We start from the raw sequence: 24,342 nt of genomic DNA, 5'->3' as shown, positions 1-24,342 counted from the left end.
AGATCGTGCAGCTATCGTTGGTGCAGCTAATGCTAGCATCAATTCAGGTGCCAGTGATTATGGTTACATGAGCGGTACATCAATGGCGACTCCTGGAGCAGCCGGTGTTGCAGCTCTAGTATGGTCAAACTTCCCAAGCTGTACTGGTACTGAAATCCGTGAAGCCTTGAAGGCAACTGCGGAAGACCAGGGTACAGCAGGTCGTGACGACTACTTCGGTTACGGTATTGTTAAAGCGAAAAATGCATATGACTACTTGCTAGCTAATGGTTGTGCAGGTGGTGATACAGGCGGTGATGATAATGCGCCAACAGCAGGCTTTACGTTTAACTGTACTGAACTTAGCTGTACGTTCACTGATACTAGTTCTGATGATAACGGTGTAACAGGTTATAGCTGGAACTTCGGTGATGGTAATTCAAGCACAGCAGCTAACCCAAGCCACACTTTTGCAGCTGATGGTACATATACTGTTTCATTGACAGTAACCGATACGGCAGGTCAAACGGACACGACTTCACAGTCAGTAACTGTACAGACAGCTGATCAGGGTTCATTAAGCCTGAGCGCAAATGGCTATAAAATAAAAGGCCGTCATAATGTTGACCTGACCTGGAACGGTGCAGCATCGGCAAGCGTTGATATCTACCGCAATGGTCAGTTATTAACTACTACAACCAATGACGGAGCCTATACTGATTCGACCAATAATCGTGGCGGAGCAGTGTATAGCTACCAGGTTTGTGAAGCTGGTACTTCAACTTGTTCTTCTGAAGTAACTGTTGTCTTCTAATTAACTTTTGTAAAGAAACGATTAAGCGGACTTCGGTCCGCTTTTTTTTGCGCATTTGCCTTGCAGGCTAATGCATATCTGCATTAACAGTACAAAAAACACCCGGTTTCTTGATACAAACTGATACATAAGTGTAAATAAGTGTTACATTTCGCATAAAAATACCTAATTTGTACAATTAGTAAAATTATTGCTTGACGACTTTTTGATCACTTTGCTTTAATCGTTATCGCCTCATTTGCTATGGATGGATATTTGAGATTTGCATCTATAGCAAATGGGGCTTTTTTGTGTCCAAAAGAATTCCGAAACAAGATCTTCGAACTATTCTGAAAGATAACAAAAGAATTAACGTTTTATTCAAGACATAATTTAACCAACGAGGGGTAGGTTTAATGTCATTTAAAGTAAAGATGGCTTGCGCGGCCACATTATTAGCGCTAGGTTCAGCAGCACACGCTGAGCGCGTTATCGTTTCATACGATAGCAATGGTCAAGGCCTTAAGAAAGGTCACGATGTAAAAGTAGAAGGTAATGGCTGGTTCGCCGTTGAGCTTGATGAGAATGGCAAAAGTGCTATTCGTGGCCAGAAAGGCTTCAAGTCAATGGAAAAAGATTTCCAACGTTTCCCAATGGCTATCTATAACGATGATGCTGGCGACCCAAGTGCACAACAGCTAACTCCATATGCTGTTTATCAATCACAAGCTGATCAACTAGTGCTTCAGTCTGGCCAGAAAGTATGTGTCATCGACTCAGGTATCGCAGGCGGTCAGGGTGAAACTGGCGGTAAAAATAATGATTTTAACTGGTCAGTAATCACTGGTGACAGCGATTCTGGTACCGGTGACTGGTTCACTGACGGTGGCCCACACGGTACTCACGTAGCAGGTACAGTTGGCGCAGCTGACAATGGTATCGGTGTTGTAGGTATGGCACCTGGCGTTCCAATGCACATCATCAAGGTATTCAACGCTTCTGGTTGGGGCTACTCTTCTGACCTAGCATACGCTGCAGAAAAATGTACTCAGGCTGGTGCTAACATCATCACCATGTCACTAGGTGGTGGCGGTGCAAACTCAGTAGAAGAGAATGCATTCAACACTTTCACTAACAATGGTGGTCTGGTTCTAGCTGCAGCTGGTAACGACGGTAACAACGTTCGTTCATACCCAGCTGGTTATAAATCAGTGATGATGGTTGGTGCTAACGATGCTAACAACAACATCGCAAGCTTCTCTCAGTTCCCATCAAACACTAAAACTTCAGGTCGTGGTAAACAAGCTACTACTGAAACTCATGACGGTTATGGCGTTGAGGTAACTGCTGGTGGTGTTGATACACTTTCAACTTACCCAGCTGGCGGTGCTGTAATTGCTAGCCTTACTGTTGATGGCGTTGGTGTTCCAACCGCAGCAACAGATAACACAGGTTCAGTATCTGGCGCGACTTACTTCATGGGCACTGCTGAAGCGACTGATTCAGGCGCAAACGGCAAAATCTGTGTGATTGACCGTGGTAACATTTCTTTCGCTGACAAGATCAACAACTGTGGCAACTCAGGCGGTATCGGTGCGGTTGTAATCAACAACGTAGCGGGCGAAGGCGTTATTTACATGGATATTACTGGTGTAACTACTAATATCCCAGCAGTTGGTACGGCTTTTGAAGATCGTGCAGCTATCGTTGGTGCAGCTAATGCTAGCATCAATTCAGGTGCCAGTGATTATGGTTACATGAGCGGTACATCAATGGCGACTCCTGCAGTAGCCGGTGTTGCAGCACTAGTATGGTCAAATCACCCAACCTGTACTGGTACTGAAATCCGTGAAGCCTTGAAAGCAACTGCGGAAGACCAGGGTACAGCAGGTCGTGACGACTACTTCGGTTACGGTATTGTTAAAGCTAAAGCAGCTAGTGATTACATCACTGCAAATGGCTGTCAAGGCGGCGGTACTGAACCACCACCACCATCAGGCGGTGATCTAGAAGCTTCAGGTAGTCGTTCTAAAGGTGGTAGCCAGTTGGATCTAGTATGGAGCGGTTTCGCAAGCTCTAACGTAGACATCAACATTACAGCTGGTGGTTCTACTGTTCTAGACGACACACAAGTTAACGATGGTGCAGTTTCATACTCAGGCGCAAGCAAGAGTACAACTTACACTGTGACAATTTGTGAGTCTGGCACAACAACTTGTGCAGCTTCATTCCAACTATAATAATATTTGGTAAGTTTGAGCCCCGCTTCGGCGGGGCTTTTTTATGCGTATGTGAAAAGTGATTAATGCAAATATGCATTAGAAAAACTAATTGGTATGACCTCATTAAAAAGTATCAATATTTGTTTGAATGTATCTAAATATACTGTTATAAGTATTTATCTCTCATTAGAAAATATAATGATCGATGAGGGGTTGTTTTATTAATCTAATATACACACTAAGGGGTAGGTATATGAAAAAAACGCTTATAGCGAGCGCTGTTGGTATGGCATTTATTGCCACTACATCTACGGCAACTCAACCAACCAATCCGTCAAATGATGAATTGAATGTTCAAAATCGTTGTATCGTAACGTTCCAGGATACAATTGACCCATCACAAGTTAAAGGCCTTGCTAAAGGCTTAGCACAACGAGCTAGTGCATCTGTTCGTCATGTCTATCAGCACTCAATTAAAGGCTTTACCATTAATGCACCTTGTACTGCTGCTGAGAAAGCATTTGGCAATGACATGAATATCAAAAGCATGTCGCCAGATGGCGTTGTGACAGTGAACTACGCCGGTGGTCCTCCTGGTGGCGGTGGTAACAGTGGTGAGCAAGCATCATATGGTACTGCACGTGTTGGTGGTCCTGTTGATGGAACCGGTTATACCGCATGGATCATTGATACTGGTATCGATTTGGATCATCCTGATTTGAATGTAGATGCTAGTCGCGGATTTACTGCTATATCACGTGGTGGTATGGAAGATGAAAACGGTCATGGTAGCCATGTTGCAGGAACAATCGGAGCTATAGACAACGAAATTGGTGCGTTAGGTGTTGCTCCAAATACAACCGTAGTTCCAGTTCGAGTGTTAGATAGACGCGGATCGGGTTCATACTCGGGTGTAATTGCTGGTGTAGATCATGTTGCAGCAAATGCCTCAGCAGGTGACTGTGCAAACATGAGTCTAGGTGGTCCGGTTAGCCAGGAACTTGATAATGCTGTAATGGCGGCAGCGCAAAACTCTGGTGCATTCTTTGTCCTGGCAGCAGGTAATGATGGCGATAATGCCAGCAACCATTCACCAGCCCGCGCTAATGGCAATCGCGTATACACAATCTCAGCGATTGACGTAAATGACAATATGCCTTCGTGGTCAAACTACGGTAATCCGCCAGTAGATTATGCTGCACCGGGTGTCAGTATTTTTTCATTGTGGAAAGATGGTGGTACTAACACGATCTCTGGTACTTCCATGGCTTCACCGCATGCCTGCGCAGTGATTATGCTGAAAAATGGTAATCCATCAACTGATGGCACAGCCGGTAATGATCCAGACGGCAATCCAGATCCAATCATCCATCTATAGATAAGTTTGGATACTTTGGGGTAGAAACAGGCGCTCAATATGAGCGCCTTTTTTTATATTAAAAGAGATAATTTGGCTGAAAGTAAGACTCTACGTTTTGCTAACTAATGCTACAAAAGTCTACAAATAAAGGTGTTTTTGTAAAGCAAGTCGACACTTTTGCTATTATTTTTAATTATTGGTTTGTCCAGTTCACAAGAATAAAAATAATGATTGCGCGTACAAATTTTGATTGCTATAAAAATGCAATCTGCTTATTCGAACACAAAATGAGCAGTACGCAAAAACATACAAATAGAGCAAATCACAAATCCTAAGGGGTAGGTATATGAAAAAATCTCTAGTCGCAAGCGCCGTTGGATTAGCGGTACTTTCAACTTCTGCAATGGCAGTTGAACCAACTTTCTCGTCAAATGATGAATTGAATGTTCAAAACCGTTGTATCATCAGTTTCCATGACAATATCGATGCATCACAAGTAAAAGGTCTTGCCAAGGGCTTAGCGCAACGTGCTAACGCTTCTGTTCGTCATGTGTATCAGAACTCAATCAAAGGTTTCACGGTTAATGCTCCATGCCATGCGGCAGAGAAAGCATTTGGTGGTGATATGAATGTTAAAAGCATGAACCCTGACGGCATTGTCAGCGTTAGCTTTAAAGGCAAGCCAGGCGGCGGCGGTGGTGGCGGTGGTAGCCAAACCACTCCATGGAGTGTGACTCGCGTTGGTGGCCCAGTTAGTGGTGCTGGTTATACAGCATGGGTAATTGATACCGGTATCGATCTTGAGCACACTGATTTAAACGTTGATGCAAGTCGTGGCTTCACTGCTTTTACTAAAGGCAGAGATGCATCTGTAGACGATGGTAATGGTCACGGCACACACGTTGCAGGTACTATTGCTGCGATAAATAACTCTCAGGATGTAGTGGGTGTTGCAGCTGGTGCTACAGTTGTGCCAATTAAAGTATTGGATTCACGCGGATCGGGTTCTTACTCTGGTGTGATTGCAGGTATTGACTATGTAGCCGCTAATGCAAATTCTGGCGACTGTGTAAACATGAGTTTAGGTGGCCCTGCTAGTTCTGACGTTGATAACGCGGTAGAAGCAGCTGCTCAAAGCTCAGGTGCATACTTTGTGGTTGCAGCGGGTAATGATGGTAGTCATGCCAGCAATTACTCACCAGCACGCGCCAGTGGTAACCGTGTTTATACCATTTCAGCAACTGACTCAAATGACAACATGCCTTATTGGTCAAACTATGGTAACCCACCAGTAGACTATGCAGCACCGGGTGTTAGCATCCTTTCTCTAAGAAATGGTGGCGGTACTACGACTATGTCAGGTACTTCAATGGCATCACCAGCAGCATGTGCTGTAATCATGTTGAAAAACGGTAACCCATCAACTGATGGCACAGCCGGCAATGATCCAGACGGCAATCCAGATCCGATTATTCATCTGTAAGGATTGTTGTTTAGAATTAATAATAACTAATGGATAGTTGATTAAGCGCTCCTCGGAGCGCTTTTTTTATACCAAATGTAAAATTACAGCTAACTGAGAAAATAGGTAATGAACTGTGAACCATCAGCAGATTAATTTTTGAACAGTTGCTATATAAGTAAGGGTTTAGTGGAAACTAAACCAATCTTGGATTGGAATAAGTTTTACATGGGTAAACAAAGGAGAAGGAAATGAAAATAATTACTAAACTGAGTGTTGTAGCGCTGATAGGTTCAGTAGCGTTAGCAGCAAAAGCAGACCACCAATGGGCAGATTATCACTGGGCCACGCTCGGAAATGGGTTAAATTTACCGGTCATTGATAGTGTATCGCCGGATTGGCAGGCATCCTATAACCAGTCACTGAGCGAATGGGAACAGGGAACGCCAATTACACACAGTGAAGTAGCGCAGGATGACTCCAGTAGAACTCGCAAACAATGTAGAGCAGCTGACGGCAAGATGCGTGTTTGTAACGCAAATTATGGGTATAACGGCTGGGCTGGACTCGCGTCAATTAATTTGGACTCCAATGGCCACATTGTTAAAGGTACTGCAAAGATGAATGATAGTTATCTAGCATCATCATCTGTGGATTACCGTAATCACGTTATGTGCCAGGAAATCGGTCATGTCTATGGTTTAGGACACACTTCAGAGGATGGATCTAGCCAACAAACCTGTATGGATTATTCGAATGATCCAAACAGTCAATGGCCAAACTCTCATGATAGACAGTTGCTAACCCAGATGTACAGCCATGACGACGGATATGAAACTGCTGATAGTTCGGGTGGAGAAGAACCATGTCGTGGAGGTCCGAAAAAATGTGGTAGTAATGCTGCCGATGTTGGAATGGGTATTAAAGTCTGGCAAAAAGGACGTGCTCAAATCAGAGTTGCAAAAGGACCAGATGGTACCTGGTGGATTCACCATATTACGTTAGCTGAAGGCTACGATGATATTGTTCATGACCACTAATGACTATATAAAAAAGGCGCTCCTTGGAGCGCTTTTTTTATGGACGGTAGTAAAGATTATTGCTGTGGCTTTTGCTGATTTTGGGGTGCAGTGCCATACATATCCTGAGCACGTTGATAGAGCACCCAGCTGGTGAAAATATATTTATCATCAGAGATGGGTTTCTGTCCGCGGTGGGTATGAGTAAATCCAGCAGGGAAGATGACCAGTGAGCCTTGTTCCGGTTTGCTTTTGATCTGCTGATAGAAGAATTCTGTTTCTCCGCCTTCTTCTACATCATTAAGATAAAACATCCAGACCAGGCTACGGTGCAGGCTGTCCTGATGCGGATCGGTTGGGTGCGGATAATGCTCAGAATGCCAGTGGAAATAGCCGCCCTGACCTTTGTCATATTTCTGCATGTTAACCGGGCCTAATCGGTAAACAGCTTTGATAAACTCGCCCAAAGAAGCATCATCCATCTTTTCAACATCTACATAACTCAAGTTTTCCATTTCGCCTTCTTTGTTCTGATATTGAAGTGAAATAGCTCCTGCCAAAAGGAAAGGATATTGACGAACATAGTGAATTAAACCGCGTAACACAACATTTTGCAGGTGAAGCATTTCTTCCTGCCATTCATCTGGAAAACTGGTACAGGTGATATCAATACTATTCTTTTTAATTTTATCGACACCAGCACCGGTCTGCCCCTGATGCTTATGTTCACTCTTCTCGAATTTTTCAATACAACGTTGGCAGAATTCTGGATCCAACGCCTGCTTATAGATATTTATAAAACTGGACATACCACTAACCCCATTTATTTATTGATTCTGGTCTTTTATTAATCAAAGTTGCCATAGCCTATTATACTGGGTACATTGTTGCCAGTCCTTTTATGTAATCATGTCGACACAAAAACAAAACGGTATAAATGATGAAAAGAAGAAAGTTTATTGGAGCTTTAGGTGCTGGAGCAGCAGTGGCAGGATTGGCTGCCTGCGGGGGCGCACCGACGGAATGCAAAGACGGTCAGGTAGCTGTTAAGAAAGGTGAAAAAATTAAATGGACCATGGTCACCACATGGCCGAAGAATTTTGCAGGGCTTGGAGAGGGTGCAGAATACCTTGCCAAATTAATTGGTCAGCTCAGTGGCGGCCGGATGGAAGTTAAAGTTTATGGTGCTGGTGAATTAGTTCCTGCACTCCAGGTATTTGAAGCAGTAGCAACTGGCGCTGCCCAGATGGGCCATGGGGCCGCCTATTATTGGTCGGGTAAACTCTCGATGTCACCATTTTTTGCCGCGGTTCCTTTCGGTTTAAATGCGCAGGAAATGAATGGCTGGTTATTGCATGGCGGCGGCATTGAATTATGGCGTGAGTTATACGCACCTTTCAACTTGATCCCAGAGCCTGCAGGCAATACTGGCGTACAGATGGCCGGTTGGTTCAATAAAGAAATCAACTCAATGGACGATATTAAAGGCCTCAAGATGCGTATCCCGGGGCTTGGCGGAGAGGTCTGGAAGCGAGCAGGTGGTATTCCAGTATTGATGCCTGGAAGCGAAGTATTCACTTCATTGGAAACGGGAGCCATCGACGCAGCAGAGTGGGTCGGTCCCTATAACGATTTAGCTTTTGGTTTATTCAAGGCAGCTAAATACTACTATTACCCGGGCTGGCAGGAACCAGGTTCAACCCTTGAAGCACTGATTAATAAAGAAGCTTTTGAAGCGTTACCGCAGGACTTGCAGGATGTGGTGCGCCACGCCTGCCGCGTCACTAATGCAGATATGCTAGCGCATTTCACTTCAGAGAATAACAAGGCGCTACAAACTCTGGTCAACAAACATGGCGTACAATTGAAAGAGCTACCAAAGGATGTTCTGAATGAGTTGCAAACAATATCGGAAGCAATGATAGAAGAACAGGCCAAGACCGAGCTCGATCAACGAATCCTTAAATCCTTTAAAGAATTCCGCGATCAGGCCAAGAGTTGGCATGAAGTTTCAGAAGTCAGTTATTATCGAGGCAGGCAATAACACAAAAATTAAGGCGCCAGTTGGCGCCTTATTTTTTTTGGATAGCGGGTAGCTCCGAAACGGAAATATTTTCTAAAAGCAGTTGTGAGAATATGGTTGAGGAGCGTTTCGCATCTCCACTGGTAAAGTATCGAACATACTCTTGATCTTTGAAGTTAAGCAAATCATGTTCTGCAAGAACGCGGGTCAATTGTAGCGAAACTGCATCGGCGGTATGGATAATTTGCAGTTCCTGATTGCCGGCAACCTGTTGCGATGAAATCTTACGCATCAATGGAGCAAGGAAGGGGTAGTGGGTACAACCCAGAACCAGCACGTCTATATGCTCATCAATCATGGGCTGCAGGTATTTCTCAACCAGCTGAAAAGCTTCAACACTATTCAAATTGCCACTTTCAACCTGCTCGACAAATCCCTCGCAACTGGACTCGAAGACTTTTTTATCCCGAGCGTATTCGACCAGTAGCTTCTGGTAGCGATCACTTTTCAGGGTATTCTCGGTAGCAAAAACACCAATCTTGCCAGTTCGCGTAGCCAGTGCAGCAGGTTTGATGGCGGGCTCCATGGCAATGATAGGAATATCAAACTCATTGCGGAGCCATTCTGCCATAACGGCGGTGGCAGTATTGCAGGCAATGACCATCGCTTTAGCACCTTGCTCGGCAAAAAAACGGGCAATGTGCATACATCTCTTATGCAGTATTTCTTTTGGCAGGCGACCATAGGGCGCATAGGCAGAATCAGCCACATAGAGCAGATTTTCATTGGGCAGGTGTTCGCGGATGGCTTGTAAAATGGTTAGGCCACCCACGCCTGAATCAAAAACACCGATTGGTGCGTTACTCATTGTGATATGCCTCAGTTAACCGCCGACATAGGCCGGTAGCCAGGTGGCAAGTGAAGGCCATGCAGCAATCATAATCAGCACCACGATCTGAATGACGATAAACGGTATGACGCCACGGTAGATTTGGGATGTGCGAATGGTGCGCGGAGCAACGCCACGTAGATAGAACAGGGCAAAACCAAACGGCGGTGTCAGGAACGATGTTTGCAGATTGATGGCAATTAATATTCCCAGCCAAATGGGGTCAGCACCCATCATTAATAAAACCGGGCCTACGATAGGCACGACCACAAAGGTGATCTCAATGAAATCTAGAATAAAGCCAAGCAGGAACATCACCAGCATGATGATTAAGAGCGCAGTAAATAGACCGCCAGGCAAGTCGGCAAAGAACTGATGAATCAGATCGTCGCCACCGTACATACGGAACACTAATGAGAAGATTGATGCACCGATCAGAATCAGGAATACCATACTGGTGGTTTTAACGGTTGAGCGCATGACATCTTTGAGGCGTGCGAATGTCAGCTGGCGCCTCAGCATGGCCAGCACGATTGCACCCAATGCACCAATGGCGGCAGCTTCAGTTGGCGTGGCGAAACCATAAAGGATAGAACCCAGCACCGCGACAATCAGGATGAGTGGCAATGACAGGTTAATGAGAGCCTTGAAGATCACGCTACGCATATCGACCGAGTCATCGAACTCAATGGCCGGGGCTGCATTGGGCTTGCGCCAGGCAACAAATGCTACATACATCATGTAACCGACGACTAAAATCATGCCCGGAATAATCGCGCCCATGAACAGGTCACCAATCGAAGCCACTTGCTCGGTTTGCAGGCCCATGCTTTTGGCTTGCGTCATGGCGTTAGCCAATACGTCACCCAGCAGAACCAGAACAATAGAGGGTGGAATAATCTGACCCAAAGTTCCTGAAGCGCAAATGACACCGGTTGCCAGCTCAGGCTGGTAACCGCGTTTAATCATCGCAGGCAAGGACAGTAAACCCATGGTCACAACCGTCGCCCCGACAATGCCAGTACTGGCTGCCAACAACATGCCAACGATGGTTACCGCAAAGCCCATGCCGCCGCGCAATTTACCGAACAGTGTTGCCATCGAATCCAGCAGATCCTCGGCGATCTTAGTCCGCTCCAACATCAAGCCCATAAAGATAAACAGTGGTACTGCGATAAGTGTGCTTCGCTCCATGATTTTATAGAGTCGACCGGGCAGGAAATTAAGCTGAATCGGATCCAGCATGCCGGTGCTGGCACCAATTGCAACAAAGATAAGCGAAACCCCTGCCAAAGATAGCGCCACAGGGTAACCCCAAAGCAGTACCAGACAAACAGATAGAAACAGCAGTAACGGCATTAAGGTGAAAATTGAATCAGCCATGCTTCATCTCCTTATCACCAGATACCTGAGGAGCCGATTCGGTATCTTCTTCTGCACCATGTGGAAGCGCTTTCCAACCTAACAGGTAAGCCAGGTTATGCAGGAATTGGGCCGTACCCTGAATAATTAGAGTAATCGGCAGAGCCAACAATAAAGTCTTGAGCATATAAAGGTAGGGTAGACCGCCGGGCTGACTGGAGCCCTCTTTGATCTTCCAGTTGAAAATAACGTAGTCAAGACTATAGATAATCAGGAACACACACACTGGCAACAACAGAATCAGAAAGCCAGCCATATCAACCAGTGCCTTGGTACGGTGTGAAAAGCGGTGATAAAACACATCGACGCGAACATGGTCATGGTGTTTTAAGGTATAGGCAGCGCCGAGCATAAAGACGATAGCGTGCATATAGGTGACGGATTCTTGTAGAGGAATTGCACTAAAACCGAAAACGTTGCGCAGCAGCAACACAGCAACCACGACCAGCACCATAAACAGGGTCAACCAGCTGATCAGTTTGCCTGTCCATTCAGTAAAACTTTCGAGGATATGTATTAGCGCAAGAATAGGGCGTTTGACCATAATCCTGACTCTTAAATTTATGTTTATTAAGCACTAAATGAAAATTTAGGCACGGCTTATCCACAGGTTTGAATAAATATTAACAAACCTGCATGTTCATAAGGTTCTTTTAATTGGCTTTGTAAGCGCCTGAAAATACTGAGAAAATCGACGAGAGATAGATTCCCCAAAACCTATATAGGTGATTTATTATGTGTTTCTCAGTTTCCCCAAAAAGTTTTCACCAAAGTTATCCACAGAAATGTTCATGCTGTGGATAAAAAATAAGCAAAAACTCGAGCTGTTAAAGATACTCCAAAATTGACCAAAGATCCAATAGCTCAGAATGTAAAAACTTACAAATTATTCCCGCCATTAACACTTAATAAATATCTCTGTTGTAATGTGTGGAATAAAATGGCTTTGCCAGCGTTAGACCCATAGACCTTGACCAAAACATAGTGTCGGTCAGGAGAGAAATACGCAATAGAAGCGTAGGGCAATATCAGGAAATCTGGTCATTGAAATAATAAATGAATGGATAAACAAAAGGGTAATCTTATGAAATCAGCAATACACAGCGCTCTATTGAGCCTGGCAGTAATAGCTACGCCATTGGCGATAGCTGATGTGGATAATAAACCAGCGGAAAAGCTGAGCGAACAACGCTCACAACAACTCAACCAATACTTTGCAACTCTGGCAGATAATGGTCGTTTTATCGGCACAGCAGCGATCTATCATGATGAGCAGCCGCTCTATCAGATAACCATCCAGCCGGATAATAAAGCTGACAAAGGCTGGGCGCTAAGTACCAATCAGGACTTAAAATACAAAATTGGTTCAATCAGCAAGACCTACGCCTCCGCTATCATTTTCCAGTTGATTGAAGAAGGCAAATTGACGCTCGACACCAAGCTTTCAAAGTTCTACCCCAAAGTTAAGAACGCAGACAAAATCACCATCAAGCATCTACTCAATCACCAATCAGGAATATTCAACTACACCAACGAACCTGGTTTCAGTGACTATGTCTTTAAACCTAAAGATAAAGAGTTCCTGATTGGCAAAATCGAAAGTTTTGACTCGGTATTCGAGCCGGGTTCAAAAGCAGAGTACAGCAATAGTGGTTACTTACTATTGGGCTTCATCGCAGAAGATATTGAGAACAAGCCTTATGCTGAGATTGTCAAAGAGCGAATCAGTCAGCCCTATAAGTTAAATGACACCTACTACGGTAGTGACATCAAAGAACGCAACGGCGAAGTTCACTCCTACGAATACAAAGGACGTTGGGGCAAAATGGCGCAGTGGGATATGTCGATCCCAGGTGCTGCCGGAGCACTGGTCTCCAACGCAGACGACCTCAACCAGTTCATTAATTTATTATTCGACGGCAAAATCATCAGCCAGGAAAGCCTCAAAACCATGACCACCATGGACATGAAATACGGACTAGGTATTTTCGAAACCAGCTATGGCGAAGACGACAATAAACTTGAAGGCTATTGGCACAATGGTGGCATCGAAGGCTTCAGAACTCATCTGGCCTACTATCCGGAAAAAGATCTCAGCATAGTTCTGCTATCTAATGGCCTGCGTTATGACATGCGCGAAATCTATGAAGCCATGCTCGACGCCTACTCAGGCAAAACCATCGAAGAACCGACCTTCCCCGAACCGTTGAAGCTTAACGAAGAACAGCTAAAACCACTGGTTGGCAACTACAGCAGCGAAACCTTCCCGCTCGATATAAATGTCAGCATCAAAGACGGCCAGCTTTATGCTCAGGCAACCGGACAGGGGGGATTCCCATTAACCGCCTATCCGGACGATAAGTTTGAGTACATAGAATCAGGCATCGAAATGCGTTTTGACCGCGACACTGAACAATTCGTATTGATACAAGGCGGCCAGGGCTATGCCTTCACCAAACAAGGCGCCACTAAAAAGAAAGGCTTTGACGTTCCGCAGAAAGTCCTGGAGCAATATACCGGAGTCTATGGCGCCGATGACTTCCCGCTTGATCTGGAAATCAAAATCAAAGATGGCAGCCTCTATGGACAAGCCACCGGCCAATCCGAATTTCCGCTAACCGCCGAAAGTGAAACCCGCTTCCGCTTTAAGCTAGCTGGCATCGTCATCAACTTCGAAGCTGATAAAAACCAACTGACCATCACCCAGCACGGTAAAGACACAGTGCTCAGTAAAAAGTAAGGCAATAAAAGAAGGGTGAGCCAAGCTCGCCCTTCATAATTAATTCACCTGGTGGCATAGAAAGGGAACAAAGTTAAGGGGCTGCATACAGGTAGTTTGGCATCACTTGTTCGGAAAACAATAGGAATATAGTGTGGTACGATATCCTTTTTCAGGCCGAGAACCGAGATGGCTTCAGATTTAGAATTTGTGGAGTTTGTTGTTGAGCAAATTGCTGATGAATGCGACATCACCTATAGGAAGATGTTTGGTGAGTATGCAGTGTATTCAAAGGGCAAGGTAGTTGCGCTAATTTGTGATAATCAGCTTTTCATCAAACCAACAGCGGTAGGCAAGGAATTCATTGGCGATTATGTCGAAGCCCCGGCTTACCCAGGAGCCAAACCTTCTCTATTAATCGAAGACCAAATAGAAGAATCAGAATGGCTGACACAACTGATTCGTGTCACCGAAAGAGAGCTTCCGACTCCCAAACCAAAGAAAAAGAAAACTGCAAAAAAGTCAGGTAAGTAAACCAAAATCAATAAAGACAACGGAACATAAACTTTTAAACCTGAATACCAAGCTCGATATCAATATTCATCAGTCCAAATAATCAAAACCTTAAAGCTGGACATGCCCGCGCTTGTAAAAAAAGACTAATGCTAATAAAGTCCTATGCACACCATTAATTGATAATAACAATATAAGGCTGTGAGGAAATAACCATGCCAAATGTAGAAATTCGCCGCCCATCAAACTTCTGTAATACATTTTTAGAGCACTACCTTGCCGGTGGGTTAGGGCGTATGCAAAAGCGTGATATTGATGTCCTAGTTATGCATCTCTTAATATCGGATGGAAGGTATCAGTTTCCCCGTGATACATTCAAAGCTGCCAGAGAACTTAGCCTTACAGAGACAAAGATTAGAAATCTATATCAAGAAGTACAACTCAGGTACCAGCAGTTACCTGAAGAGGAAGCTAAAGCCTTACTGGTTGAGTTAATCAATAAAAAAGCATACGAAATAAAAGGGGAGCGAATAGTATTTATAGTTCGTGATCCCATGCTAGGGCAATGGTTCCAAGAGTGGGTAGCGGAGGTTGATGGATTTACTGACTCATCCTTTAATCCAAACCTGGTGACCGTTCATAAGAAAGTCTTGGTGGACGTACTTGATAAAATCGCAGTCGAAGACATTCCTGACTTTGATGATGAACTAGACCAATTTAACCAAGCCGGAAGCAGAAAATCGAAGCTCCAGCTTTTTGTCGACGAATTCGTTAAATCAGCAGGAAATGAAGCCGGAAAATTAAGTGTAAAAGCACTAGCCAAAGTATTGGCAGCTCTTCTTGGTGTGTAGCTTAAAAAATAAATTTGGATCGAAGCAATGATTGACATCAATGAAGCACTAACTGTATATCTAGGCACGGATGAGAGTGGAGGGTATATGCCAATGGGTCAGGAGGAGCGGCTACGAAAACACTATGGTGAAAAGTGGAAACAAGCAATGGCCGCGATCGATTCATACCTCGAGTTCGATTTCAGTCCGGATTGGTCCAAACACGATCTGAATAGTGCGGCAATATCATTTTCTGTAGAAGTGTTAAAAGACCATCCTGAATTGAAAGAGTATGTGGCACGTGCTCTTGGTAATAGATTTACATATGATTTCAGATAATTGCTAACTTAGTAAACGTAGGGTGCGTCATGACGCACCGTGATCGTTAAGGCAGCTGATACTCAAACTCATAAAAGTGATTGCCATCTTCAATATAGATATTCATCTGTCCTGAAAGCCCTGCTAACTGACCAACTCCTGAGTCAGGAATAACTTCTAGGGTTAATTTCTCAGCACCTAGTTCCATAACCCCATAATGCTGTAAAACAAAACTACCCTGTTTGCCATCAAGCGAACCAACCACCTGCTCTATTGCCACATACCCGGCTGAGCCTTTGGTTGGAGTCATTACGCTAAGCATCTCGCCGTTACTTGTTGCTTCTAATGGCCCTGAGAATTCTTTTTCTATCGACATGCGACGAAAGGTCATGCCATCAGTTCCATTGATGGCTGATTCGATTGGATTTAGCGTGACAGAAAACTTACCTTCTATTTTCATTCTTATTCCTTACTCATAAATTTTTTCATCAGGTCAATTGGCAAAGGGAATACAATCGTGTTGCTATTCTCGCCGGCGATCTCGGTTAGCGTTTGCAGATAACGTAATTGTAGTGCTTCTTCTTTTTGCCCCAAGACCTGTGCAGCTTCAAATAGTTTTTGCGAAGCTTCCATTTCACCTTGTGCATGAATAACTTTTGCGCGACGACGACGTTCGGCTTCTGCCTGTTGGGCAATGGCGCGGATCATGCTTTCATCAAGGTCGACGTGTTTAATTTCTACGTTTGAAACTTTGATACCCCAGGCGTCGGTCTGACTGTCGAGAATTTCCTGAATGTCTTCATTGAGTTTTTCGCGTGATGCGAGCATTTCATCGAGTTCATGTTGGCCCAGTACAGATCGCAGTGTAGTTTGTGCAAGCTGACTGGTTGCATCAAAATAGTGCTCGACATTGATGATGGCTTTTTGTGGATCGACTACTCGGAAATAAACGACTGCGTTAACTTTTACCGAAACATTGTCGCGGGAGATGACATCTTGAGTAGGAACATCCATCACGATAATCCGCAAATCGACTCGTACAATTTGTTGCACGAATGGGATGAGGATGATCAGACCGGGTCCTTTGACTTTCCAGAAGCGACCAAGCATGAAGATGACACCACGTTCGTATTCACGAAGAATCTTGAACATGCTGGCAACGGTTAGAATTATCAGTGCCAGAATGATTGGGTAAAAAATATTCATAATAAATCCTTCTATTGAGCTTAAAGTTTTGGGTTGTCGTCCGTGACTGGAACGACGACTAAATCTAGATCATTAACCGCTACTACTTTCACGTGTTGACCAGCTTTCAACGGCTGATCGCTAGAAGCTTTCCATATTTCACCATGAATTTTAATCCAGCCTTTGTCCTCGAAGTCGTGTTCAACGATTCCAATCTCCGACAGCATTTCATCGGTGCCAGTGACTACGGGTCTATTTCTGGCGCGGATGGCAAGACTGAGCACGAAGCTAAGCAAGATTACACTGACTATGGTGACGAAGATGAGGATAGGCATGGCGATGGCCATACCGGTTTCTGGCTCATTGAAGAGCAGAAAAGAGCCAAGAATAAAGGCGATGATACCGCCGACTCCGAGTATGCCGAAACTGGGTGCAAAAGCTTCGACTACCAGCAAGGCTATACCTAACACCAGCAGGCCAGCGGCAACATAGTTTACCGGCATGATTTGCAGGGCATAGAAAGCAAGCAGCAGGCAGATGGCACCAATAACACCTGGAATAAAAGTACCCGGGTTATAGCCTTCGAAGATGAGGCCATAGATACCGATAATCAGCAGAATATAGGCGATGTTAGGATCGCTGATAATGCTCAGAAGCTGAGTTTTCCAGTCAATTTCAACAACCTCAATAGTCATGCCTTTGGTATTTATTTCGGCTTGCCCATTTGGCAGGCGTACTGATTTACCATCAATCATTGCTAACAGCTGCTGCGGGTTCTCAGCAATGAGGTCAATCACGCCAATTTCGAGTGCTTCACTGGACGATAGGCTCTCACCTTCACGCACAGCGTTGCGTACCCAGTCGATGTTGCGGCCATGATAATCGGCCAGGCTCCTAAGGTAGGCCTCGGCATCATTGATGACCTTCTTTTCCATCGCTGATTTGTTGGAGGTGCTTGACGGACTCGGAGATTTATTCGGTTTTTGTTCTGAAGTATCTGGGCCAACTTCGTTGTTTTCAGGCTGTTTTGATTGTTCAGGCTGATTACTTTCGTCGGGGGATGGCATACCACCGATTGATACAGGTGTTGCTGCACCAAGGTTGGTGGCTGGCGCCATTGCCGAAACATGGCTGGCATACAGAATATAGGTTCCAGCGCTGGCAGCGCGCGAGCCCGGCGGGTACACATAGGTAGCAACGGGAATAGGTGAGGATAATATGGCTCGGATAATGTCACGCATGGCCAGATCGAGTCCGCCAGGTGTGTTCATTTTAATGATGATAAGCTGGTAATCCTGCTCTGCAGCTTCTTCAATATTTTCTACGAGGAAATGGGCAGTTGCCGGATTGACCGAACCATCAAGCGTTAGCTGCATGGCGCGCTTAGTGGAATTTGTTTCAGCAGAATGAAGCTGCTGCGCAGAAAAGCACAGAAGAAGAAAAGACAGTGCAATGTATAAAGCCTGTTTCATACCAAATCCTTCTAGCTGATGCCTCCAAAACAGGAGGCAGGATTGATGGCTTCATGCCATAGAGAATAATGTAGCGCGAATGGCTTGGGATTACAAAAATAGTATAAGAAATGAACAGCAAGAAGTTGTGGAGATATCAGTGAAAGATAAAAACGAACATAAAAAATATGGCGGACACAAAAAAGCCCGACTATTTCTAGTCAGGCTTATTGAATAATGGTGGCCCGGGGCAGAATTGAACTGCCGACACAAGGATTTTCAATCCTAATTTTCGAGTTTTATCCAACACTCTAAAACCCTATTTATCCTTATATTTCAACAAAATAGTTGGATCTGCTCGTTTTTTGATCTATAGTGATTTCCATCAAATTCTACCTCTCCGGTAGCCCAGAGGTAGCCCAGGATTTAAAGCAAAAGAAATTAGGCATCTTTTGTTAGTTAATTTGAGGCGATTAATACAATGGAAACAACTTTCAGCTTTAGTAAATCTAAGCTGCTTAAAATACCCCTCCCTGAGACTGGAAGAGTCACTTATAAAGATAGTGAAATAAAGGGACTCCAATTAAGAGTTTCTTACACTGGAACCAAGTCATTTTTAATCTATAAAAAGTTAAATGGTAGACCTATTAGGGTTACGCTTGGCCAGTTCCCCTCAATGACCGTAGAACACGCCAGAAAGAACGCCCAGCTTGAAATAGCAAAGATGTTCAATGGAATAGATCCTAATCAAGCAAAGAAGGCAAAGAGGAACCGGGGAGTTACTCTTTCGCAGTGCCTAAATGACTACTTCATAGTGCATAGAAACCTAGCAGATAGTACCAAACAAGATTACTGCTCAGTTGTAAACAACAACATGGCAGAATGGTTGGGTAAGCCTTTGCTGGAGATAAAGCGTAATGATGTAGCCGCAAAATTCAGGACCATCAGTACAGAGAAACCAGCAACGGCAAATAAAGCAATGCGAGTGCTTAGAGCCTTATTCAATTTTGCTCATGGTGAGTATGAGGATGATATGGGGGATCCCCTAATCCTGGATAACCCCGTCACCAAGATCAGCCATAACAGGGAATGGAACAAAGTAGAGCGCAGACAAGGAGTATTAAGGCCTAATGATATAAAACCCTGGTGGGCGGCAATTGATCGTATGGTGGAGGCGGAACCGGCCCAGCATGAAACAGCAGCAACGCTGGCGGACTATCTCCGTTTTGTATTATGTACCGGCATGAGACGGATGGAAGCGGCTACTCTTAAATGGGAAAACATAGATATCCGAAATAGATGCATCACAGTGGTTAAAACAAAAAACAAGAAACCGCTAACCATTCCAATGACAACTTTCATTGAAGAACTTCTTAAGAGACGTAAATCGACCAGGGTTAATGAATATGTATTTGAAGGCAGGGGAGCCGCACATCTTAAAGACCCCAAAAAGGCGTTAGATAGAATTGGAGAAATATGCGGGATAAGAGTAACAGCACATGATCTAAGAAGAACATTTATCAGCGTAGCCGAAAGTCTGGATATTTCTCCTTACGCTGTTAAAAAGCTTGTTAATCATTCTATGGGTGGTGATGTAACAGCAGGTTACATTATTTGGGATGTTGAGAGATTAAGAGCTCCATTGGAGAAAATAAACGAATTCATTTTAAAACAAGCTGGAGTTGTAGAGTCAGCTCCAGTATTAAACTTAACTGACAAAAGGAAGCAAACAATATGAACAATGCAGAACTTAAAAAAGAGATAAGCTCTATAGCTGGAGATTTACTTGATTATCAGTCATTGGTTAATGCATTAAAAGAAACTGGCGACCAGGCAACAACGGAAGGAGGGGATATTACAACTTGTGATTGGGGTCCTCGAGCAAGTGCCTTGCATAGCGGTGCAAATGAATCTTTTTCACGGATCTATGAGAAACTAGAAGCTATTGAAGCAAAGCTAAATTAAAAGGTTTGACCGGTCTAGGGTAGCTCCCGAAAGCCTGCCGCCTTACAGGTTGGCCGGTTAATTACATAAAGGCGTATGAAAGAGGCATCATATGAGTAATAACGAACGAAAGTATAAAGAAGTATATGAATCCGAAAGTTATGCCGAATTAATCGAGAAAGTTAAACTTTCGGATATACAAGCAAGGGAAATTTTAATGATCTTGGAAGGAAGAAGTTCAGGAGAGCAGAGCAATAAAATATTAGAAATCATGGAGAGAGGACTTCTGGAAAAATCTTTGGTCAAGATCGGACCTAAGAAAAATTCAAAGTTAGAATTAACGCAGCCCTTAGGCCAGCTTGAATCATGTCTTGAAAAAGCAATAGAAGCTATAGACTCTTTACCAGGATTTGAAAGAAAAATGTTAGAACAAGAGTTTCTGATTATTAATGGTGAAATGCTCAATGGAGGTAGGAATGGAGAGTTTTATGATGATTCGGACGATTTAGAAAGAGTAGTTTTTAGAAATGCTGACAACTGGAGCAAAATAATAATTAAAATGTACAACACTGCAAAAATTAGAAGAAAAGAGATTAACGAAGGCTGGACCAAAGAAGACCATACTTATACTAATATCTGTAGAGAATTTACAAGAAGTTTCGATGTGATTTTCCCAAATGAGAAAGTTAGAGTTCCTTTCAGTAATGACAAGTCTAATCTTTATGGTGACCTAATGGAGTACTTCATTAGGAATATTCTTGATATACCATTCAGTCCCCAAAAATATATAAAGAAAGCCCTTAAGTACCTGTAACTTAGATCCTACAGTTTACCTCAAAAATGAGGGTTAAAAGACGTTATTCTAACGGCCTTTGTTAATACTTATATTGCACTCTTTAACTACTGCCAAGCGTGAAGAGGCTATATGAAACACTTAGACCCTATCGAGTTACTACACAAAGCAAAAAATACTCATGGTGCATTGTCACCATCTCAAGAGGCTGAATTCAGCAATCTATTAACTCTTTCTGAGCAATATCCAAATGCCTTAATAACAAGGACGGTTACAGCCTCTTTGTTGGGGCTTTCAATAAAATCTCTTGAGGCCTGGGCATCAAATGGCACTAAAGCCTTACCTTATCAAAAATGTTCTAGAAGTGTTCGTTACCGACTGGGTGATATTAAAGCCTATATGGATGCGAATACTAGAACTCAGACTGAATAGGAGGGTATATGGACTACAGAAATTTAACGAAGCCAATATCACCTAAAACAAAACTTCAAAAGCGGTTAATTTCTTTATTAATAAAGCAGGGGCCTAACGGAGTACTTGCCAGAGAGGGGATTGGTCATGGATTCGGCAGTATTACTAAGCTTGTTTCAAAACTGAAGAACGAGCACAGATTCAACATAAGCAGCCATAGAACTAGTTGTTTAGATTCTCAGGGAAATAAGACTTGGAGTGTTAGGTATATTTTACTGCCGGGTGTTTATAGGGGTAAAGCATGAGCTCGTATGATTTCATTGAGTTTATAGATCTAGTCAGCACTGAAACATTGTTTAACTTTCATAGTGGTGGGCGAGAATTTAGCAGAATGCCTAAGGAGTCAGTGGAACACTGGGTTAAGGCCTTAGGGTATCTATTGATGCCTCTAGAATATTTGATGTTCACAAAAGAGGATAATAATTATATTAATGATGGGGAACCGTTTTCGTTTGATTATGAACATCGAATAATTCCGGGGTTAGACAGTGAGGAGTTGTACACGCATTCATACTGTTGTTTCATCGTATATAACAATAAATTTGAAGAAATAGAAAATCTTAAAAGCGCTATTAAAGGTTTTGAGAGTGCAATGGGCATTAATATGCTTTTGAATTTAGCAGGAGCTATCTCAACAATTTCTAAGGCCAGGGAAGCAGCACAAGAAAAAAAGCTAATTATTTATCCAAATAACCCAAAGATATCTATCACTATAAAAACTCCTAGAATTTCCGATATGGTTTTTAAAAGTAAAAGTGACTGGGTATATGTTGAGAATACTTTTAAAACTTGGAAGTCTTTGGTGGAATTTGTAACTGAAAGAATCGAAAGGTTCCCTAAAATAGCACTTTCCAAAACGCACGAACTGTTAAGTAAACGCTATATAAATGCTTATGATCCTCTAAGTTCAAAGAGGATAATAAATAGTTGGGAAAGGAAACCATTTAGAGTATTGGACTCACTTTCAAGCGGACAATTTGGTTTGATAATTGGTGAAGAAGGCATTGGAAAAACAATGTTGAGTTTGGAAATAGCTTTAGAGTTATCAAACCAAAAGGAACAGTTGACGACACTAAGTGGTATTTTGGATATATACAAGCCAGGCTCGGTACTTGGTGTATTCCAAGAGGATGACAAAAGCAATATTGAAACGAGAGCTAAAAATATTGGAGCTCGTTTGGATATAAAGTCAGCTCCATACTTTGGTGTAATTACGCATGAATATTTTGATGCTACGTTAGATCCTAACGAGCGAAAGGAAGCTATAAATAATTACATATATGAAGCATTGGCTTATAAAGGCTCTCCTGGATGGAGAGATTTATCATTAATCATAATTGACCCTATAGGGTTACTAATCGAAGGTGATGAGTCCAACGCTGAACCAATGAAGGGATTATGTAATTATCTGTCAAAATTAGCTAAAGAGCATAACTGTGCCATTTTGGGAATTCACCACCCTACAAAATCAGCAAAGTTAAAACCATATGGCCAGGGTGGAACCTTAGATCTTAATGCGGCCGCAGGTCATCCAATACTTACCCGGTGCGCTAGATGGGTCCTAAATATAAGCAGGTCGAAGAAAGATGCGATAAAGCTAAAGGTCACTAAGAGCAATAATGGTGAGCTTTCTGGAGAGATTCATCAGCTAGTTAAAGTAAATGATAAGGGAGAGCCCTTCAAAAGTGGAGATAACTTTGCTGGGTTTGCACTAACTAAGTTAGAGGGTAATGACAAGAGTAACACTGAGAAGATATTCGAGGCTCTACAGTGTATTGAGCTTTCAAAGGATTCTAAAACAAAGGTTATTGGAGATATCTGCAAGAGCACCGGATATAGCCGGAATAAGGTAAGAGAAGCATTGGAGCAACTAGAGGAGACCGGCCGTATCGAGTCGAGCCGAACGGCAAAAGGGATCCAGCTTTCCTTGGTAAATAGTGAGTAGTGGAGGCGGCACATTGTTTGCCATCGGCAAAGGCCAAAGCGGCAAATCGGTAAGCAATTGATTAATAAAGGAATATGGTTTGCCAATAAGGCTGGCAAAACGAGAAGGGTGCAAGTTGGTATCTTGTTGATTTATAAGGCTTTTCTGCCTTGCCGGTTTGCCACCTATATATATTATAGTGTGTATAACACGACTATTAAGATAGTCGCTATAACACACGGTAATAATATGTTTAGGCCGGCGAGATACAAAGGGGAGGGGAGGGGGTGATCCTTTTCTTCTTCGATTGTTTTGGGTCCTTCCGGGGACTTGAGCTATAAGGGTGCGCGGCTGCGCGCAGTTTACATTGTGCGAGGCGATTTTTCAGTAACCGACGACGACGAGTGAATATGAAAACAGTTAATCTAAATGAGGCTGCAGCCCTTTTAAATAAAAGGCCGGCAACTATAAAAGCCTGGTTTGCTAAAGGTTGTCCAGTGATCAAAAAGGGTAATCAAAAGAAAGAATGGGTGATCAGTATAGCGGATGTAATGGATTGGAAAGAGAAGGAAGCTAAGAAGGAGCATGAAGCTAAACAGGACGAGCCGCTTAGTTGGGAAGCCCGTAAACAGAAAGCAGACGCAGAGCTCGCCGAAATCAAAACCGCTAAGGCGAAAGGCGAGGTCGCATTGCTCGACGAGATCGAACGCCAATATAACGAGGCGGCTCACGAAATCAAAGCGAGGCTTCGGCAAATTCCAAGCCGAGCAGCGCCTCAATTGTTAGGGGTAAAAACTGAGAAAGAGATCAAGGTGATCTTGTTAGACGAAATCGACGAGGCTTTGCTCAGTATTGCAAAAGATGAACTATAAAACTAAGCCTATTAACTCCGAACTAGTCGTCCAAGGGATATGAAAAATTTGGGGAGTTACAACCCTAAAACATAACTATAGTGAAGTGAATGGGGCGAGAAGAAATACTGGATCTGGCTTAAATTGCCTATCTGGTACATAGTAAAAGGATAT

General features: G+C 43.4%; 24 protein-coding genes and 1 tRNA gene. 17 read left to right on the top strand and 8 right to left on the bottom strand.

Going from position 1 to position 24,342, the window contains the following annotated elements:
• From B158_RS0101185 to B158_RS13205, 5 genes are all read left to right on the top strand, one after another.
• Positions 1-793 (top strand): PKD domain-containing protein (locus B158_RS0101185; RefSeq protein ID WP_033413916.1); only part of this gene is annotated, 793 nt, incomplete at its 5' end.
• Positions 794-1,188: 395 nt separating this feature from the next.
• Positions 1,189-3,012, top strand: a complete 1,824-nt coding sequence (locus B158_RS0101180; RefSeq protein WP_018623492.1) for a S8 family serine peptidase — start codon at positions 1,189-1,191, stop codon at positions 3,010-3,012.
• Positions 3,013-3,247: 235 nt separating this feature from the next.
• Positions 3,248-4,372: a S8 family peptidase gene (locus B158_RS0101175; RefSeq protein ID WP_018623491.1), complete on the top strand. Its 1,125-nt coding sequence runs from the start codon at positions 3,248-3,250 to the stop codon at positions 4,370-4,372.
• Positions 4,373-4,700: 328 nt separating this feature from the next.
• Entirely contained in the window at positions 4,701-5,837 is a 1,137-nt protein-coding gene (locus tag B158_RS0101170) for a S8 family serine peptidase (RefSeq protein ID WP_018623490.1), read from the top strand.
• 230 nt (positions 5,838-6,067) lie between these two features.
• On the top strand, positions 6,068-6,856 hold the full coding sequence (locus tag B158_RS13205) for a zinc metalloprotease (protein WP_018623489.1): 789 nt from the start codon (positions 6,068-6,070) through the stop codon (positions 6,854-6,856).
• A 56-nt stretch (positions 6,857-6,912) separates the two neighbouring features.
• On the opposite strand, the gene B158_RS0101160 is transcribed toward B158_RS13205, so the two are convergent.
• Positions 6,913-7,644: a 2OG-Fe(II) oxygenase gene (locus B158_RS0101160; RefSeq protein ID WP_018623488.1), complete on the bottom strand. Its 732-nt coding sequence runs from the start codon at positions 7,642-7,644 to the stop codon at positions 6,913-6,915.
• A 128-nt stretch (positions 7,645-7,772) separates the two neighbouring features.
• On the opposite strand from B158_RS0101160, the gene B158_RS0101155 reads away from it, so the two are divergent.
• Positions 7,773-8,879 carry a TRAP transporter substrate-binding protein gene (locus B158_RS0101155; RefSeq protein ID WP_018623487.1) on the top strand — a complete coding sequence of 369 codons (1,107 nt, stop codon included), beginning with the start codon at positions 7,773-7,775 and terminating at the stop codon, positions 8,877-8,879.
• A 28-nt stretch (positions 8,880-8,907) separates the two neighbouring features.
• Here B158_RS0101155 and murI read toward each other — a convergent pair whose 3' ends face one another.
• The 3 genes from murI to B158_RS0101140 are packed head-to-tail and all read right to left on the bottom strand — an operon-like array spanning position 8,908 to position 11,713.
• Complete coding sequence (murI, locus tag B158_RS0101150; protein ID WP_018623486.1) at positions 8,908-9,726, bottom strand: glutamate racemase; 819 nt, start codon at positions 9,724-9,726, stop codon at positions 8,908-8,910.
• A gap of 15 nt (positions 9,727-9,741) precedes the next feature.
• Positions 9,742-11,130, bottom strand: a complete 1,389-nt coding sequence (locus tag B158_RS0101145) for a TRAP transporter large permease (RefSeq protein WP_018623485.1) — start codon at positions 11,128-11,130, stop codon at positions 9,742-9,744.
• Positions 11,123-11,713 (bottom strand): TRAP transporter small permease subunit, encoded by a 591-nt coding sequence (locus B158_RS0101140; RefSeq protein ID WP_018623484.1) that lies wholly within the window; start codon positions 11,711-11,713, stop codon positions 11,123-11,125. Before B158_RS0101140 ends, B158_RS0101145 begins: the two co-directional genes overlap by 8 nt.
• A 540-nt stretch (positions 11,714-12,253) precedes the next feature.
• Here B158_RS0101140 and B158_RS0101135 point away from each other — a divergent pair.
• From B158_RS0101135 to B158_RS0101120, 4 genes are all read left to right on the top strand, one after another.
• The gene (locus B158_RS0101135; protein ID WP_156823029.1) at positions 12,254-13,909 is read left to right on the top strand and encodes a serine hydrolase domain-containing protein; all 1,656 of its coding nucleotides are present in this window, start codon (positions 12,254-12,256) and stop codon (positions 13,907-13,909) included.
• A 168-nt stretch (positions 13,910-14,077) separates the two neighbouring features.
• Positions 14,078-14,422, top strand: a complete 345-nt coding sequence (locus tag B158_RS0101130) for a TfoX/Sxy family protein (RefSeq protein ID WP_018623482.1) — start codon at positions 14,078-14,080, stop codon at positions 14,420-14,422.
• Between the two features lie 194 nt (positions 14,423-14,616).
• A complete protein-coding gene (locus B158_RS0101125) occupies positions 14,617-15,252 on the top strand; it encodes a hypothetical protein (protein WP_018623481.1) in 636 nt (211 codons plus the stop codon).
• 27 nt (positions 15,253-15,279) lie between these two features.
• Complete coding sequence (locus tag B158_RS0101120) at positions 15,280-15,570, top strand: hypothetical protein (RefSeq protein WP_018623480.1); 291 nt, start codon at positions 15,280-15,282, stop codon at positions 15,568-15,570.
• A 46-nt stretch (positions 15,571-15,616) separates the two neighbouring features.
• On the opposite strand, the gene B158_RS0101115 is transcribed toward B158_RS0101120, so the two are convergent.
• The 3 genes from B158_RS0101115 to B158_RS0101105 are packed head-to-tail and all read right to left on the bottom strand — an operon-like array spanning position 15,617 to position 18,206.
• On the bottom strand, positions 15,617-16,009 hold the full coding sequence (locus B158_RS0101115; RefSeq protein ID WP_018623479.1) for a DUF3224 domain-containing protein: 393 nt from the start codon (positions 16,007-16,009) through the stop codon (positions 15,617-15,619).
• Between the two features lie 2 nt (positions 16,010-16,011).
• Positions 16,012-16,755, bottom strand: coding sequence for a slipin family protein (locus B158_RS0101110; protein ID WP_018623478.1), 744 nt, complete (start codon positions 16,753-16,755; stop codon positions 16,012-16,014).
• Positions 16,756-16,775: 20 nt separating this feature from the next.
• Positions 16,776-18,206: an NfeD family protein gene (locus B158_RS0101105; protein WP_018623477.1), complete on the bottom strand. Its 1,431-nt coding sequence runs from the start codon at positions 18,204-18,206 to the stop codon at positions 16,776-16,778.
• Positions 18,207-18,285: 79 nt separating this feature from the next.
• On the opposite strand from B158_RS0101105, the gene B158_RS13375 reads away from it, so the two are divergent.
• Positions 18,286-18,423: a hypothetical protein gene (locus B158_RS13375; protein ID WP_018623476.1), complete on the top strand. Its 138-nt coding sequence runs from the start codon at positions 18,286-18,288 to the stop codon at positions 18,421-18,423.
• Here B158_RS13375 and B158_RS13370 read toward each other — a convergent pair.
• Positions 18,424-18,505: transfer RNA gene (locus B158_RS13370), tRNA-Phe, on the bottom strand. It lies immediately after the preceding gene.
• A 161-nt stretch (positions 18,506-18,666) separates the two neighbouring features.
• Here B158_RS13370 and B158_RS0101095 point away from each other — a divergent pair.
• From B158_RS0101095 to B158_RS0101065, 6 genes are all read left to right on the top strand, one after another.
• Positions 18,667-19,923 carry a tyrosine-type recombinase/integrase gene (locus B158_RS0101095; protein WP_018623474.1) on the top strand — a complete coding sequence of 419 codons (1,257 nt, stop codon included), beginning with the start codon at positions 18,667-18,669 and terminating at the stop codon, positions 19,921-19,923.
• A complete protein-coding gene (locus B158_RS0101090) occupies positions 19,920-20,150 on the top strand; it encodes a hypothetical protein (protein WP_018623473.1) in 231 nt (76 codons plus the stop codon). The genes B158_RS0101095 and B158_RS0101090 overlap by 4 nt, the downstream gene beginning before the upstream one ends.
• A 91-nt stretch (positions 20,151-20,241) precedes the next feature.
• A complete protein-coding gene (locus B158_RS0101085; RefSeq protein WP_018623472.1) occupies positions 20,242-20,943 on the top strand; it encodes a hypothetical protein in 702 nt (233 codons plus the stop codon).
• A 111-nt stretch (positions 20,944-21,054) separates the two neighbouring features.
• Entirely contained in the window at positions 21,055-21,354 is a 300-nt protein-coding gene (locus B158_RS12815; protein WP_018623471.1) for a helix-turn-helix transcriptional regulator, read from the top strand.
• 280 nt (positions 21,355-21,634) lie between these two features.
• Positions 21,635-23,338, top strand: coding sequence for an AAA family ATPase (locus B158_RS0101070; protein WP_018623469.1), 1,704 nt, complete (start codon positions 21,635-21,637; stop codon positions 23,336-23,338).
• Positions 23,339-23,727: 389 nt separating this feature from the next.
• A complete protein-coding gene (locus B158_RS0101065; RefSeq protein ID WP_018623468.1) occupies positions 23,728-24,189 on the top strand; it encodes a terminase small subunit in 462 nt (153 codons plus the stop codon).
• Positions 24,190-24,342 lie beyond the last annotated feature (153 nt).

The organism is Kangiella aquimarina DSM 16071, assembly GCF_000374105.1.
GTDB classification, from domain to species: Bacteria; Pseudomonadota; Gammaproteobacteria; order Enterobacterales; family Kangiellaceae; genus Kangiella; species Kangiella aquimarina.
The sequence above is the reverse complement of the archived record's forward strand: the minus strand, read 5'-3'. Positions and strand labels throughout refer to the sequence as shown.

Bases quoted from the DNA above. Each gene is read 5' to 3' on its own strand.
- B158_RS12815 (WP_018623471.1), top strand. From the start codon at position 21,055: ATGAAACACTTAGACCCTATCGAGTTACTACACAAAGCAAAAAATACT.
- B158_RS0101175 (WP_018623491.1), top strand. From the start codon at position 3,248: ATGAAAAAAACGCTTATAGCGAGCGCTGTTGGTATGGCATTTATTGCC.
- B158_RS0101170 (WP_018623490.1), top strand. From the start codon at position 4,701: ATGAAAAAATCTCTAGTCGCAAGCGCCGTTGGATTAGCGGTACTTTCA.
- B158_RS0101160 (WP_018623488.1), bottom strand. From the start codon at position 7,644: ATGTCCAGTTTTATAAATATCTATAAGCAGGCGTTGGATCCAGAATTC.
- B158_RS0101130 (WP_018623482.1), top strand. From the start codon at position 14,078: ATGGCTTCAGATTTAGAATTTGTGGAGTTTGTTGTTGAGCAAATTGCT.
- B158_RS0101095 (WP_018623474.1), top strand. From the start codon at position 18,667: ATGGAAACAACTTTCAGCTTTAGTAAATCTAAGCTGCTTAAAATACCC.
- B158_RS0101070 (WP_018623469.1), top strand. From the start codon at position 21,635: ATGAGCTCGTATGATTTCATTGAGTTTATAGATCTAGTCAGCACTGAA.
- B158_RS13205 (WP_018623489.1), top strand. From the start codon at position 6,068: ATGAAAATAATTACTAAACTGAGTGTTGTAGCGCTGATAGGTTCAGTA.
- B158_RS0101115 (WP_018623479.1), bottom strand. From the start codon at position 16,009: ATGAAAATAGAAGGTAAGTTTTCTGTCACGCTAAATCCAATCGAATCA.
- B158_RS0101110 (WP_018623478.1), bottom strand. From the start codon at position 16,755: ATGAATATTTTTTACCCAATCATTCTGGCACTGATAATTCTAACCGTT.
- B158_RS0101180 (WP_018623492.1), top strand. From the start codon at position 1,189: ATGTCATTTAAAGTAAAGATGGCTTGCGCGGCCACATTATTAGCGCTA.
- B158_RS0101125 (WP_018623481.1), top strand. From the start codon at position 14,617: ATGCCAAATGTAGAAATTCGCCGCCCATCAAACTTCTGTAATACATTT.
- B158_RS13375 (WP_018623476.1), top strand. From the start codon at position 18,286: ATGGCTTGGGATTACAAAAATAGTATAAGAAATGAACAGCAAGAAGTT.
- B158_RS0101140 (WP_018623484.1), bottom strand. From the start codon at position 11,713: ATGGTCAAACGCCCTATTCTTGCGCTAATACATATCCTCGAAAGTTTT.
- B158_RS0101105 (WP_018623477.1), bottom strand. From the start codon at position 18,206: ATGAAACAGGCTTTATACATTGCACTGTCTTTTCTTCTTCTGTGCTTT.
- B158_RS0101065 (WP_018623468.1), top strand. From the start codon at position 23,728: ATGAAAACAGTTAATCTAAATGAGGCTGCAGCCCTTTTAAATAAAAGG.
- B158_RS0101145 (WP_018623485.1), bottom strand. From the start codon at position 11,130: ATGGCTGATTCAATTTTCACCTTAATGCCGTTACTGCTGTTTCTATCT.
- murI (WP_018623486.1), bottom strand. From the start codon at position 9,726: ATGAGTAACGCACCAATCGGTGTTTTTGATTCAGGCGTGGGTGGCCTA.
- B158_RS0101135 (WP_156823029.1), top strand. From the start codon at position 12,254: ATGAAATCAGCAATACACAGCGCTCTATTGAGCCTGGCAGTAATAGCT.
- B158_RS0101085 (WP_018623472.1), top strand. From the start codon at position 20,242: ATGAGTAATAACGAACGAAAGTATAAAGAAGTATATGAATCCGAAAGT.
- B158_RS0101120 (WP_018623480.1), top strand. From the start codon at position 15,280: ATGATTGACATCAATGAAGCACTAACTGTATATCTAGGCACGGATGAG.
- B158_RS0101155 (WP_018623487.1), top strand. From the start codon at position 7,773: ATGATGAAAAGAAGAAAGTTTATTGGAGCTTTAGGTGCTGGAGCAGCA.
- B158_RS0101090 (WP_018623473.1), top strand. From the start codon at position 19,920: ATGAACAATGCAGAACTTAAAAAAGAGATAAGCTCTATAGCTGGAGAT.